Origin of the sequence: Pacificispira sp. (assembly GCF_965228185.1) — a bacterium.
Classification (GTDB): Bacteria; Pseudomonadota; Alphaproteobacteria; order UBA8366; family Aestuariispiraceae; genus Pacificispira.
The window spans coordinates 12,489-26,212 of record NZ_CBDDHE010000009.1 but is presented as its reverse complement, the minus strand read 5'-3'; the positions used below and the strand labels follow the sequence as shown (position 1 = coordinate 26,212).

General features: G+C 61.0%; 9 protein-coding genes. 5 read left to right on the top strand and 4 right to left on the bottom strand.

Features of this window, described 5'->3' with window-relative positions:
• Positions 1-150: 150 nt before the first annotated feature.
• Positions 151-1,533: an aspartate aminotransferase family protein gene (locus ACO06O_RS19660; RefSeq protein WP_421883788.1), complete on the bottom strand. Its 1,383-nt coding sequence runs from the start codon at positions 1,531-1,533 to the stop codon at positions 151-153.
• A gap of 173 nt (positions 1,534-1,706) precedes the next feature.
• Complete coding sequence (locus tag ACO06O_RS19655) at positions 1,707-4,124, bottom strand: HAMP domain-containing methyl-accepting chemotaxis protein (RefSeq protein WP_421883785.1); 2,418 nt, start codon at positions 4,122-4,124, stop codon at positions 1,707-1,709.
• A gap of 236 nt (positions 4,125-4,360) precedes the next feature.
• On the opposite strand from ACO06O_RS19655, the gene ACO06O_RS19650 reads away from it, so the two are divergent.
• Both ACO06O_RS19650 and ACO06O_RS19645 read left to right on the top strand, forming a co-directional pair.
• Positions 4,361-4,936 carry a hypothetical protein gene (locus ACO06O_RS19650; RefSeq protein ID WP_421883782.1) on the top strand — a complete coding sequence of 192 codons (576 nt, stop codon included), beginning with the start codon at positions 4,361-4,363 and terminating at the stop codon, positions 4,934-4,936.
• A gap of 169 nt (positions 4,937-5,105) precedes the next feature.
• Positions 5,106-7,004 (top strand): propionyl-CoA synthetase, encoded by a 1,899-nt coding sequence (locus ACO06O_RS19645; protein ID WP_421883780.1) that lies wholly within the window; start codon positions 5,106-5,108, stop codon positions 7,002-7,004.
• Between the two features lie 9 nt (positions 7,005-7,013).
• On the opposite strand, the gene ACO06O_RS19640 is transcribed toward ACO06O_RS19645, so the two are convergent.
• Positions 7,014-7,982 (bottom strand): D-2-hydroxyacid dehydrogenase, encoded by a 969-nt coding sequence (locus ACO06O_RS19640; RefSeq protein WP_421883777.1) that lies wholly within the window; start codon positions 7,980-7,982, stop codon positions 7,014-7,016.
• A 24-nt stretch (positions 7,983-8,006) separates the two neighbouring features.
• Positions 8,007-8,654: a TetR/AcrR family transcriptional regulator gene (locus tag ACO06O_RS19635; RefSeq protein WP_421883774.1), complete on the bottom strand. Its 648-nt coding sequence runs from the start codon at positions 8,652-8,654 to the stop codon at positions 8,007-8,009.
• Positions 8,655-8,934: 280 nt separating this feature from the next.
• Between ACO06O_RS19635 and ACO06O_RS19630 the strand changes: the two genes are divergently transcribed.
• From ACO06O_RS19630 to ACO06O_RS19620, 3 genes are read left to right on the top strand one after another with little or no spacing between them, the layout of a single operon-like run.
• A complete protein-coding gene (locus tag ACO06O_RS19630) occupies positions 8,935-11,277 on the top strand; it encodes an efflux RND transporter permease subunit (RefSeq protein ID WP_421883771.1) in 2,343 nt (780 codons plus the stop codon).
• 4 nt (positions 11,278-11,281) lie between these two features.
• A complete protein-coding gene (locus ACO06O_RS19625) occupies positions 11,282-12,085 on the top strand; it encodes an outer membrane lipoprotein-sorting protein (protein WP_421883768.1) in 804 nt (267 codons plus the stop codon).
• A gap of 17 nt (positions 12,086-12,102) precedes the next feature.
• Positions 12,103-13,317 carry a hypothetical protein gene (locus ACO06O_RS19620; RefSeq protein ID WP_421883765.1) on the top strand — a complete coding sequence of 405 codons (1,215 nt, stop codon included), beginning with the start codon at positions 12,103-12,105 and terminating at the stop codon, positions 13,315-13,317.
• Positions 13,318-13,724 lie beyond the last annotated feature (407 nt).

Below are 13,724 nucleotides of genomic sequence, written 5' to 3'. Positions count from 1 at the left end.
GCCGCGCCAACATTCCGGCTGAACCCCTGACTCGTGTCGGGTAGGCTCGTTCGGGCCGACCATTCCGACGAATCAGGGCACTTTCTGGGGTCCCCTGTCAATGTGTTCCGGCGTGCTGCGCCACCGTGACTTTCGGTGGCGCGGTCCGGCTCACATGATCCCCAGGTCGCGCGCGGTTGCGTCCAGGCATTCCCGTGCCACGGACATCAGCGCGTCGATCTCTTCGGTCTCGATCACCAGCGGCGGGGACAGGACCATGGCGTCACCGCAGGCCCGCATGATCGCGTTCCGTTTGAAGAAGTGGTCGCGGCACATCGTGCCGACTTTTCCGGCCGGTTCGAAGCGCTCGCGGGTTTCCTTGTTTTTCGTCAGTTCGATGGCGCCGATCAGGCCGATGCAGCGGGTTTCGCCGACCAGCGGGTGGTCGTTGAACTCCGCCAGACGCTTCGCCAGATGGGGCCCGGTTTCCGTCGCGACTTTTTCGATCAGACCTTCCGATTCGATGATCTCGATATTCTTCAATGCGACAGCGCAGGCTACCGGGTGTCCGGAATAGGTATAGCCGTGGAAGAATTCGCCGCCATTCGCGGTGATCGTGTCGGCGACGCGATCCGATACGCCGGTCGCGGCGATCGGCATGTAACCGGACGACAGGCCCTTGGCCATGGTGATCAGGTCGGGCTCGATGCCGAAGGTGTCCAGCCCGAACCATTTTCCGGTCCGACCGAAGCCGCAGATCACTTCGTCGGCGATCAGCAGGATGTCGTATTGTTTGCAGATGCGGTTGATTTCCGGCCAGTAGGTTTCCGGCGGGATGATAACGCCGCCAGCCCCCTGGATCGGTTCGCCGATGAAGGCGGCGACATTTTCCGGACCCAGTTCCAGGATCCGGTCTTCCAGCGACTTCGCGGCGTGCAGACCGAATTCCGCAGGCGTCATCTCACCGCCCAGCTTGTACCAATAGGGCTGCATGACGTGGTGGATGGTCGGGATCAGCTTGCCGCCCTGTTTGTGCATCGGGGACATGCCGCCCAGCGCCGCCCCGGCGACGGTCGATCCGTGATAGGCATTCTCGCGGCCGATGATGAAGCGCTTTTCCGGCTTGCCCGCACATTGCCAGTAATGGTGCACCATACGAACATTGGTGTCGTTCGCCTCGGACCCGGAATTGGCAAAGAAGACGCGGTTGAAATTGGCCGGCAGCTTCTCCGCGACCTTCGCAGCCAGTTCGATCGACGGCGCATGGGCGGTTTTGAAAAAGGTGTTGTAGTAGGGCAGTTCCTTCATCTGGCGGTACGCGACCTCCGCCAGTTCTTCACGGCCATAGCCGACATTGACGCACCAGAGGCCGGCCATTCCGTCCAGGATGCGATTGTTATGGCCGTCATATAGATAGACGCCTTCCGCCCGGGTGATGATGCGCGAGCCGCCCTCCGCCGCCAGAGACTTGTAATCCGTGAACGGATGCATGTGGTGGGCGGTGTCCAGGCGAACCAGTTCCTCGACATCGAGATTGCGGCGAAGTTCGGTCATCTCGGCGTTCCTTCTAAACGGGATATGGGGGCCGGTGCGTCCGGCGACGCAGGACGCTATCAAATGTGATCACATTGGGAAAGGGATGTGATCACATTTTTGGGTTTCACGCAAAAGCAAACGGCCGCCCGAGATCCGGACGGCCGTTTGGAGATTGCAGTGGAATGGAACGGTCAGGCGGCGCGGAGTTTGCCGAGGAAGCCGTTCACCGCCTGGGACAGTTTGCCTGCGCCGGTGTCGAGGCCTTCGACTTCCTGCATCAATTGCTTGGCAAGGGCGCCCGTGGAACTGGCCTGTTCGCGCACCGAATCGATATTGCCGACGACCTGCGACGTCCCGTCCGCCGCACCTTCGGCGTTCCGCGCGATTTCGGATGTCGCCGCGCCCTGCTGTTCCATCGCCGCGGCGACAGAGGAGATGACGTCATTCACCTTTGCCGCGGTTTCGGCGATCCGCTTGATACGGCCGACGGCGTCGTCCGTGCTGCCCTGGATCTCCCGGACCAGATTCGAGATTTCGTCCGTCGCCTTGCCGGTCTGGGCTGCCAGGGCCTTGACCTCGTTGGCGACGACCGCGAAGCCTTTGCCTGCCTCGCCTGCGCGAGCGGCCTCGATCGTCGCGTTGAGCGCCAGGAGGTTGGTCTGCTCTGCGACTTCCGAGATCAGGCGGACCGCCTCGCCGATCCGTTCGGCGGAACTGGCAAGATCCTGGATCGCCGTATCGGTTTCCTGGGCGGAAGTCTGGGCTTCGGTCGCAATCTGAACGCAGGTGGAAATCTGGCGGGTCACTTCCGACACGGTCGCGGCCAACTCCTCGGCCGCGGCCGCCACGGCCTGAACATTGCTGCTGGCCTGTGCCGAGGCATGGGCGGCGCTGTCTGTCGACGTCGAGGTTTCGGATGCGCTCGCCAGCATGGAAGAGACCGCTTCGCGCATTTCCTTGGTGGCGCTGCCGACCTGATTCAGGACGCCCATGACCGATTGCTCGAATGTGGTCGCAAGTTCCTCAGTCGCGCGGCGCTTTTCCTCTTCAGCCTTGGCTTCCAGGCGTTTCTGGTCTTCCTGTAGGCGTTCTTTCTCCAGTCCGTTCTCCTTGAACACCTCGACCGTCTTCGCCATCGCGCCGATTTCGTCGCCGCGGTCTGTACCCGGTACATCGACGGAATTGTCGCCTTCCGCCAATGTCTCCATGCAATCCGAAAGACGGGTGATCGGCCGTACGACGCTGAACTGGGTCATGACACCCATCGCCCCGGCCAGAAGAACGGCTGCCGCGACGCCGATGCCGATCATGGCAAGGCTGCCCTCGCGGACGCTGTCCAGGACCTCGGACCCGGCTGCAATCAACTGTTCGCTGGAACTCGTAAGCTCCTGGGCCGCAGTCCGCATGGTTTCTTCGGCGGACAAGCCGTCATTGGCGCGTTCGACCATCTCGCGATACTTGGACATATAGCCGTCCATGGAGTCGATCATCGATTGGGACGTCTTCCTCAGGACATCGTCGGTCGTTACTTCCGCGAGGCGTCCGGCCGCCTTCTTCATGGAATCGATCAGGGTTTCAGTGCTGGCGAGGTTGGCGGCGAATCCGTCCCGGGTCGTCAACTGACCGATCGACGCCTTCAATGTGGCCAATTGCCGGGCGATGAGGGTCAGGCGCGTCGCTTCGCGCTCAATGCTCTGACGCATGGTCAGTTCAGCGGCGGTGCTCTTGACCTTGGCCGATGCCGAATCGAACACTTCGCGCTGCTTATCCGCGATTTTCGAGACGGCGGTCACGAAATCCGCCAGAAGGGCATCCGCCGTAACCCCCGCTGTCAGGCTGTTTGGATTCTTCACCGCCTTGGCAAAGGCCTTGCGGTAATCCTGGGCCAGTTTCGAGATGGTGTTGGCGTCCTCTTCCAACACCGTCCCTTCCAGATTGTTTTTCAGCGTGACGGAATTGACGAAGATTTCCTTTACCAATTCATTCACGGCATCCGCCGCGCCCTGACGGCCGGTATAGCGGAAGATCGCGGCCTCGACGCCGGCCCGGCGCGCAAGGTCCTTCAACGCGGTCGTGACATCCACGATCGCGAAAGCGGCATCCTGTTCCTTGGCCGCAAGCTCCGCCGCGGACTTGGCCCAGGTCAGTTGCATCTCCTGACCGCTGGCGACCGTCGTCGCGGCCTTCAGAACGACATCCAACGTTTTATCCAATTCGTCGACCGTTTGGACCTGTGTCAGGCGCAGATCGGTGTAAAAGTTCAAATTGGCCTCGAACCGGTCGACGGCGCCTAGCGCCGCCAGGCGGGTCGATTCGTCCTCGGCGTTTAGGCGGCCCTCCAAGCGTCCGATTTGCGATCGGGTGCTTTCAATATCGCTCAGCGCGGCGTCCGCGTCCGTCTGGTCGACGGTGCGGCCGAAGCGCTCTGTGTTGATCTGTGCTCGAGCCAGGGCGGCAGCGACCGAACTACTGGTTTCAACGACCTGAGTGCCGTCGTTCATCGCGCTCAATCCGCGATAGCCGACAAAACCAACGACAAGGATCAGGATCGCCATAAAAGCGAACCCTGAGCCAAGTTTCCACGAAATACGAATATCGTTTATGTTCATCGCGTTTCCGTCCCATAGCATACCTAACAGAGGCCAATTTTTCGCCCGTCGGCGGACAGCCCTTCTTGTCGCGTAACACTAAGTTCAACTTCATAATTAATTGTTAACACATGTCTAGGTATGTGTAGACAACATCCCGTGATTAGACGGGTAAATGAAATAATGCATGAATATGAATGCAAAAACCAACAGATGAGGTCCGCGCCACATTTGCGCAGGGCCCGGGAGGAGTGAGCATGCGTATTCGTTACCTTATGGCTTCCCTCGCCTTGATTCTTGTGGCGTCCGTCACGCCGGCGACGGCCAATGATTTCGAGCCTCAACTGAAGGCTTATCTGGAAGAGGCGACCTGGATTCAGGATCCTGCAGTCGTCGCGGCCATCGAGGCACAGAACGCCAAACATGCCGGTCTGGCAGATGCGGATATCGACGCACTGGACAAGAAATGGCGGGCCGAGAAGGATTCCGGCAGCGGTCCGATGATTGCCGAGGTTCTGGGCAACGACCTGTCGAAATGGCTGATGCAAATCAAGGAAGACAGCAACGGCCTGATCGCCGAAGTCTTCGTCATGGACAACAAGGGTTTGAATGTCGGTCAAAGCGACCCGACCAGCGACTACTGGCAAGGCGATGAGGCCAAGTTCCAGCAAAGCTTCGGCGCGGGGCCGGATGGGGTTCTGATCGACGAGGTCGAATTCGACGATTCGTCAGAAAGCTTCATCAGTCAGGTGAGCCGCACGATCAACGACGCCTCAGGCAACCCTATCGGGGCGGTAACGATCGGCATTAATGTCGAGAATCTTGGAAACTAGATCTACGCGGCACTTTCCTGGTGTCCAGCGAGCGCCGGTCCATTACTGGGCCGGCGTTTTTGCTGCCGGGTCCCGAAAACTGTGCCAATTCGCCCCTTGTTCGTTATTCTTGTTTGCGGAAAATCGTTGAAAACAGAACATGATCCCGGTCCTCAGGGGGAAACGTATAATGGGAAAACTGGACGACATCTACCGGCGCAGCATCGACGACCGCGAAGGGTTCTGGGCGGACGCCGCAGGCGAACTGGAATGGCACAAGCGCTGGGACAAGGTGCTGGACGACAGCCGCGCCCCCCATTTCTATCGCTGGTTTGCCGGCGCGGAATGCAACACCTGCTACAATGCCCTCGACCGCCATGCCGACGGCGGGCGCGGCGATCAGGCGGCGATCATCTATGACAGTCCGATCACCGGCCGACAAAAGCGGATCACCTATTCCGAGCTACGGGACAAGGTCGCGCGCTGTGCCGGGGTCCTGACCGAACTCGGTATCGAAAAGGGCGATCGGGTCATCATCTATATGCCGATGATTCCGCAGGCCGCTGTCGCCATGCTGGCCTGCGCGCGGATCGGCGCGGTGCATTCCGTCGTCTTCGGCGGCTTCGCCTCCAACGAATTGGCGACGCGCATCAAGGACGCCCGCCCCCGCGCGATTCTGACCGCGTCCTGCGGGATCGAACCGGGCCGCGTCATCCCCTATCAGCCATTGGTCGAAGGCGCATTGGACCTCGCCCCCGGTATTGTTGAATCCATCGTCGTGACCCAGCGAGAAGAGGCCGCCTGGACCCTGCGGGACGGCCGGGATCATGATTGGAAGGCAGCGTTGGATGCGGCTGGTCCGGCGGCCTGTGTGCCGGTCAAGGCGACCGATCCGCTGTATGTGCTCTATACGTCCGGTACGACGGGGCAGCCGAAGGGCGTCGTGCGCGACAATGGCGGCCATATGGTGGCGCTGAAATGGTCGATGAAGAACGTTTACGACGTCGATCCGGGCGAAATCTTCTGGGCGGCGTCGGATGTCGGCTGGGTGGTCGGGCATTCCTATATCGTCTATGCGCCCCTGCTGCATGGCTGCACGACCGTTCTGTTCGAAGGTAAGCCGGTCGGCACGCCCGATGCCGGGACGTTCTGGCGCGTGATCGCCGATCATGGCGTCACGACCTTGTTTACCGCGCCTACGGCCTTCCGCGCGATCAAGAAGGAAGACCCGCAGGGCAAGCTGATCGGCCAATACGATCTGTCGAAATTCCGCGCTTTGTTTTTGGCCGGTGAGCGCTGCGACCCGGACACGCTGGCCTGGGCGCAGGACAAGCTGAAGGTGCCGGTCATCGATCATTGGTGGCAGACGGAGACCGGCTGGCCCATGGCGTCGAACTGCATGGGGATCGAACCGTTGCCGGTCAAGCCAGGGTCGCCGACCCGTGCCGTTCCGGGATATGACGTCCAGATCATTGATGAGAAAATGAATGAGGTGCCGCGCGGCCAGATGGGCGCGATCTGCGTCAAACTGCCGATGCCGCCGAGTTGCCTGCCGACGCTGTGGAACGCGGATCAGCGCTTCATCGACAGTTACCTGGCCGATTATCCCGGCTTCTATAAGACCGGCGATGCCGGATACATGGACGAAGACGGCTATATCTATGTCATGTCGCGCATCGACGATGTGATCAATGTCGCCGGACACCGCCTGTCCACCGGCGCGATAGAGGAAGTGTTGGCGTCCCATCCCGATGTCGCGGAATGCGCGGTCATCGGGGCGGAGGACGCCCTGAAAGGTCAGTTGCCGGTCGGGTTCCTGGTTCTCAAGGCAGGGGTCGATCGCGACGATGCGGAAATCGTGACGGAAGTGGTCAAGCTGGTCCGGGATCAGATCGGCCCTGTCGCGGCCTTCAAGAACGCCACCGTCGTGAAGCGCCTGCCCAAGACCCGGTCCGGCAAGATCCTACGCGGCACCATGGCCTCGATCGCCGACGGCAAGGACTTTAAAACGCCCGCGACGATCGACGATCCGGCGATTCTGGATGAGATTGCCGAAAACCTGAAGGGCATCGGCTATCCAAAAGGATAGCGCCGGAGGTTAGTACCCCCTGGCCGGGTCGACCAGGCTCGCCAGGGGGTCTCCGGCAATCCAGCGCGCGAGATTGTCCCCGAAAGCGCGGGTCAGGTTGACCTCCCAGCCGCTGATACTGTCGGCCATGTGGGGCGTGACGATGACGTTCTCATAGTCCCAGAGCGGGTTGTCCCGGGGCAGGGGCTCCGTGCGGAAAACGTCGAGGATAGCGGTGCCGATCTTGCCGCTGTCCAAGGCGCGGCGCAGCGCATCCTCGTCGACCACGGCGCCGCGCGCGGCGTTCAGGAAGATCACCCCATCCGCCATGGCGTCGAAGGCGGCATCGTCGATCATGCCCGCCGTCTCCGGCGTCGAAGCGCAATGGACGGATACGAATTCCGCGCCGTCCAACGCCTTCAGCAGGTCCTTTGACGCGAAGACCTCGTCGACATGGTCGGTCGGGCGGGCGGTAGAACGGGTGCCGACGGTCCGCATGCCGAAGTATTTCGCGTGTTGCGCCACCAGCCGCCCGATGCTGCCCAGGCCGACGACACAGAATTTGCGGTCGGTCAGCGGCGGCCATTCGTGCCGCTCCCACTGCCGCGCCTGCTGCTGACGGGCATAGCGCGGCATGCCGATATTGGCCGACATATGTGCGGCGATGGTGAACTGCGCCAGGAAAGGCGCGTTGACGCCGGCCGCGTTCGTTACGGTCTTTTCCGCCGGATCCCAGGTTCCGATATGTTCGACCCCGGCGCCGCCATTGGACAGCCATCGTACCGACGGATAGGCCAGCAAGTCCGGAAACCGGTTCTTCGGATAGGGCTCGCCACCAATGGCGAAGACAACGCTTGGCCGGAACTCGTCCAGAACCGTCGCGACCTTGTCGGCGTCGTCTTCGACCCGGATCGGCAGATCGGGAAAGCGATTGGTCAGGATCGGACCGATCTGGTCCGGCACGCTCGTAATCACGAGCACGCGATGGTCCGAAGTCATGGGCGGCCTCGATCGGGTTAGGGATTAATCCGGCGCGTAAGCTTTCAGGAAAAAGCCGAGGGTATCGTCGACATGGTTGGCGATTTCCTCGTCGGACGGCACATCGCCGATGCCGAGGCTCAGCCGCATATGCCAGGGTTCCTTGATCATCGCGATCAGACGCCAGGCCGCGCGTTCGGTATCGGGGATGTCCAGAACCCCATTGTCGCACTGTTCCTGAAGGTAGGTCCGCAACCGCCGGATCAGCGGCTTCGGGCCGTCTTCGTGGAAACTGCGCGCCAGTTCCGGGAACCGCTCCGCCTCGGACAGAACCACCCGGAACAACCGAACGCCGTCCTTGGACATCAGAATGCGCAGGAACCGGTTGCAGAAGGCGGTCAGGACCGGTCGGGGGGACCGGTCTTCCATGCCCGCGGCGATATCGTCGTTCAGCTCGACCCGCCCGTCGTCGCAATCGTCCAGAACGCGCTGGCCGCCGATGATCGCGCAATGTCGGTTCATCACGGCGATGAACAGCGACGACTTGTCGGAAAAATGACCATAGACGGTCCGCTTCGACACATTCGCGTCGGCGGCGATGGCGTCCATGCTGACACAGCCATAGCCGTATTTCATGAACAGGTGTGAGGCAGCGTCGACGATCTGGGCCCGTTTTTCCTCGGACCGGGTCATCGGCTTTTCATCAGTCAGGGCATGGCCTTCCACAGGCGTTTCTCTCCATCTGTCTTACTGCGCTCCTACTGAAGACAGTAAGTGTTTTATCCAGAATCTCAACGCGGCCCGCTGCGCGAGGTTGCCCCCAGACCCCGCAGGGCGGTCGAAACATTCACTCCAGAGTATAGAAAAATTCTTATTGAAAAGTAAACTCGTCCGTGTAGTTTAATTAAACGAAACCGTGCAGTTTACATTCTGGGCGCCTCGGCGCCGCGACTTGGAAGGTAAGGAAAAGAACATGCTTGCGCGCTTCTCGAATTTCGTTCTGCGCTGGCGCTGGGCGATCGTGCTGCTGTCCTTCGTGGCAGCGTTCGGCGCCGCGTATGGCGGCAAGAACCTTGAGTTTTCCACCAATTACCGCGTCTTCTTCAGCGAGGAGAACCCGCAGCTTCAAGCCTTTGAATCGCTGCAGCGAACCTATGTCCGCGAAGACGTGATCATGTTTGTCATCCAGCCGGATTCAGGGACGGTCTTCACGCCGGAACTGCTCGCCGGCATGCGGGACCTGACGGACAAGTCCTGGCAGATTCCGTTTTCGACCCGGGTCGATAGTCTGACGAATTTTCAAAACAGCTATGCCTCCGGGCAGGATGATTTGATTGTCGAAGATCTGGTTCCGGAGGGCTCTCCGCTCGATCAGGCCGATCTGGCGCGAATCGAACGTACCGCATTGGATGAACCGTTGCTGCTGGATCGCTTGGTGTCGCCGGATTCCCGGACCGCCGGCATTTCGGTGACGGTCAATCTGCCCCTGCAAAGCGAATTGGAAGTGCCGGAGGCGATGGCCTATGCCCGTATGCTGGCGGAGGAATTTCGGGCCAACCATCCGGATGCGCGCCTGGCCATCACCGGGTCTGTTGCCCTGAACAATGCCTTCACCGAGGCCAGCATGGCGGACATGTCCCTGCTGGTGCCGCTGATGTATGGCGCATTGCTGCTGGTCATGGCGATTCTGCTGCGCTCGGTTACCGGGACGATTTCGACGCTGCTGGTGATCGGTCTGTCGGCGATGACCGCCATGGGGCTGGCCGGCTGGCTGGGGATCGGCCTCACGCCCCCGTCGGTCAGTGCGCCTACGATTATTCTGACCATCGCGATCGCGGATTCGATCCACATCCTGATCACCATGATCGGACGGATGCGGGCCGGCGACAGCAAATACGACGCCATTCGCGAAAGCCTGCGTATCAATTTCCAGCCGGTCTTCCTGACCAGCCTGACCACGATTATCGGCTTCGTGTCGCTGAACTTCTCCGATGCGCCGCCGTTCCGTGACCTCGGCAATATAACCGCGATGGGCGTGGCGGCGGCCTGGATCTACTCGATCCTGTTCCTGCCCGCGATCATGGCCATTATGCCGATCCGCGTGAAAGTGGCGGCCGAAGGCCACCGCAGCAGCATGGACCGGTTCGCCGAATGGGTGATCGCCTACCGGACACGCCTGCTGGTCGGTACCGTGGCCTCGGTCGTCGTGCTGGGCGTCATGATCCCCCGGATCGAATTGAACGACCAGTTCGTGAACTATTTCGACGAGTCCCTGGAATTCCGTCAGGACACGGATTTCGCCATGGACAACCTGTCGGGCATCTATCAGGCGCAATGGTCCCTGCCGGCCGGCGATTCCGGTGCGGTCAGCGATCCGGGCTTCCTGACGGCGACCGACGGCTTCGCCGACTGGCTGCGCGCCCGGCCTGAGGTCGTCCATGTTCAGACGATCACCGACATCTTCAAACGGCTGAACAAGAACATGCATGCCGACAATGCGGCCTTCTACCGCTTGCCGGACGAACGGAACCTGGCGGCCCAATATCTGTTGCTGTTCGAAATGTCGCTGCCCTACGGCCTCGATCTGAACAACCAGATCAATGTCGACAAGTCGTCGACGCGGGTCGTCGCGACCCTGGAGAACATCACGACGAACGAACTTCAGGCGCTGGACCGCGAAGCCAAGTCCTACCTGGCGGCGAACCTGCCGACCGGAGAGGCGACCGAGGCGTCGGGGCCCTTCGTCATGTTCGCCTATATCGCCGAGCGGAACATCGAAGGGATGCTGACCGGCACCTTCCTGGCGTTCCTGCTGATTTCGGCCACGCTGACCTTCGCCTTGCGCAGCATGCGTCTGGGGCTGATCAGCCTTGTCCCCAACCTGATCCCACCGGTCATGGCCTTCGGTGTCTGGGCGGTTCTGGTCGGCGAGATCGGCATGGCTTCGTCGATCGTCACGGCGACCAGCCTGGGGATCATCGTCGATGCGACGGTGCATTTCCTGTCGAAGTACCGGCGGGCCCGGATCGAGAAGGGGGCCAGCGCGGAAGACGCCGTGCGCTACGCCTTCTCCACGGTCGGCACGGCGCTGTGGGTAACCAGCGCCATCCTGATCGCCGGGTTCGGCGTCCTGTCCTTCAGCGCGTTCCAGATCAACTCGTCGCTGGGCATGTTGACCGCGTTGACCTTGGCTATGGCCTTGATCGCGGACTTCCTGCTGCTGCCGGCAGTTCTGCTTACCGTGGACCGCGGCCGGAACCGGTCGCGCGACGCGGCGATGAATACTTCCCAACCCACCACGCAAGCTGCGGAGTAAATTGATGATCAGACAATCCCTGTTGTCCGCCACGGTCGCGGCCTTCCTGACCCCGACGGCGGCCGGGATCGCCTTTGCGGCGACGCCGGAAGAACGCGGTCATGAGATTGCGGTCGAAGTCGACGCGCGGGATCTCGGCTTCCAGGACAGCCGCGTCGCGATGCAGATGCTGCTGAAGAACGCCGAAGGCGAAACCTCGACCCGCGAATTGTGGGTCGAAACCCTGGAAGTCCCGGATCCGGAAGAAGGCGACAAGAGCCTGACCTATTTCCTGAATCCGGGCGATATCGAAGGGACGGCCTTCCTGAGCTTCACGAAGATCCTGGAACCGGACGATCAATGGCTTTATCTGCCGGCCCTGAAACGGGTGAAGCGGATCAGTTCGTCGAACAAGTCCGGTCCCTTCGTCGGCAGCGAATTCGCCTATGAGGATCTGACCAGCTTCGAAGTCGGCAAGTACGACTACAAGTATCTCGGCGATGCCGATTGCGGCGGGATGACCTGTTTCATGGTCGAACGCTATCCGCTGTACGAGGATTCCGGCTACACCCGGCAGGTCGCCTATGTCGATCAGCAGGAATACCGGATCGTGAAGGTCGAATTCTACGACCGGAAGGATTCGCTGTTGAAAACCCTCGATGCGACCGATTGGAAGGAATATCTCGGCCAGTACTGGCGGGCCCATAAGCTGGAGATGGTCAACCACCAGACTGGCAAGGAAACCGTCCTGGTCTTCCACGACTATGAGTTCCGGACCGGCGTTTCCGAGAGCAACTTCAACAAGGCGCGCCTGGACAACATCCGTTGATGCGACTGGGGTCTAGTATGAAACGGACGATTTTGTGTCTCGGGACGCTGTGTGCTCTCGCGGCACCAATCGGTTGGGCAGGTGCGGAGGAGGCGGAGCTTTCGGGCTCCGTCTCCGCCGAACTTCGCTTCTTTCCGAAGGATCCGAAATTCGCGGATCAGGATGACCGGCATTTCGCGCCATCCATCGCCGCGGAGCCGGAATTCCGTTGGGATGCGCGGGACGATCTCCGCCTGACCGTCATTCCTTTCCTGCGTTATGACGCGGCGGATACCGAAGAACGCACGCATTGGGATCTGCGGGAAGCGAACCTCTATTATGAGGGGGAGAGCTGGGACGGGACCGCCGGTCTGGGCAAGGTGTTCTGGGGCGTCGCGGAATCGCGGCACCTGGTCGATATCGTCAACCAGTCGGACATGGTTGAAGACATCGACGGCGAGGACAAGCTGGGCCAGCCGATGGTGAACGTCAATTTTCTGCAGGATTGGGGCACGATCGGACTGTTCGTTCTGCCGGGCTTCCGGGAGCGTACCTTCCCGGGCGATTCGGCGCGATTGCGTGGCGGATTGCCGGTCGACGAGGATCAGACGCAGTATGAGAGTAGTCAGGGCAAGCGGCATGTCGATTTCGCCGCCCGCTATGCCCATTACTTCGGCAATTGGGACGTCGGTGTCAGCCATTTTCACGGCACCAGCCGGGAGCCCCGTTTCGTCACGGTCTCGACGCCGGATGGCGCGGCCCTTGCCCCCGTCTATGACCTGATCGACCAGACCGGGGTGGACCTGCAATACACGTCCGATGCCTGGCTTTGGAAATTCGAGGGCATCCGGCACAGCGGGTTCCGCACCAGCGATTCCTTCTACGCCATGGTCGGCGGCTTCGAATACACGCTCTACGGCATCGCCGACAGCGACGCGGATCTGGGCCTGCTGGCCGAGTATCTTTGGGACGGCCGGGATTCCGGCGCACCCACGACGCTTTTCGACCGCGATGTCTTCACCGGCATGCGTCTCGCCCTGAACGACGTGCAGTCGACGGAGGCCCTGCTGGGCCTCGTCACCGACACGCGTAATGGCGAAATGCTGCTCTTCGCCGAGGCCGAAAGGCGGATCGGCGATTCCCTCAAGGCCGAGATCGAAGGCCGTTTCTTCCTGAACGCCGATTCAAATTCCCCCTCGGCGTCCCTGGAAGACGACGGGCAGGTTACCCTGCGCCTGAATTGGTACTTCTGATCCACCGGCCTTGATCCGCGGCCGGGGGCACCGACACCCCCGGCCGCCTCTTTTCAGCCCCGGAATCCCACCCCTGAATCGGTCTGGCGTTGTTGCCGGGCGCGCCCTGGCCGTGTCCCGAAAATCGGGACGAAAGGTCGATTTTTCGGTTTTCCGATACGGCGACTCGGCCCAGTTTCAGCCTATCGGCGGCAACAAAACTTTCTTCGAAAAAGTCTTTGCGCCCAAGAATCCCCTATGGCAGTCTAGACCTAGTGCGGTGATACGGACCGAACTACCAGATTTCGCGGTTACCACGATATCTGGATGGGCTTGGAGAGAGGCCCGACCCGGTGATCGTCACGGCGCCGACGGCGGAAGATCCGCCGGGTCCCGACTCCATGCGGCCGGCACGGAATTATCGGGGC

Bases quoted from the DNA above. Each gene is read 5' to 3' on its own strand.
- ACO06O_RS19660 (WP_421883788.1), bottom strand. From the start codon at position 1,533: ATGACCGAACTTCGCCGCAATCTCGATGTCGAGGAACTGGTTCGCCTG.
- ACO06O_RS19655 (WP_421883785.1), bottom strand. From the start codon at position 4,124: ATGAACATAAACGATATTCGTATTTCGTGGAAACTTGGCTCAGGGTTC.
- ACO06O_RS19650 (WP_421883782.1), top strand. From the start codon at position 4,361: ATGCGTATTCGTTACCTTATGGCTTCCCTCGCCTTGATTCTTGTGGCG.
- ACO06O_RS19645 (WP_421883780.1), top strand. From the start codon at position 5,106: ATGGGAAAACTGGACGACATCTACCGGCGCAGCATCGACGACCGCGAA.
- ACO06O_RS19640 (WP_421883777.1), bottom strand. From the start codon at position 7,982: ATGACTTCGGACCATCGCGTGCTCGTGATTACGAGCGTGCCGGACCAG.
- ACO06O_RS19635 (WP_421883774.1), bottom strand. From the start codon at position 8,654: ATGACCCGGTCCGAGGAAAAACGGGCCCAGATCGTCGACGCTGCCTCA.
- ACO06O_RS19630 (WP_421883771.1), top strand. From the start codon at position 8,935: ATGCTTGCGCGCTTCTCGAATTTCGTTCTGCGCTGGCGCTGGGCGATC.
- ACO06O_RS19625 (WP_421883768.1), top strand. From the start codon at position 11,282: ATGATCAGACAATCCCTGTTGTCCGCCACGGTCGCGGCCTTCCTGACC.
- ACO06O_RS19620 (WP_421883765.1), top strand. From the start codon at position 12,103: ATGAAACGGACGATTTTGTGTCTCGGGACGCTGTGTGCTCTCGCGGCA.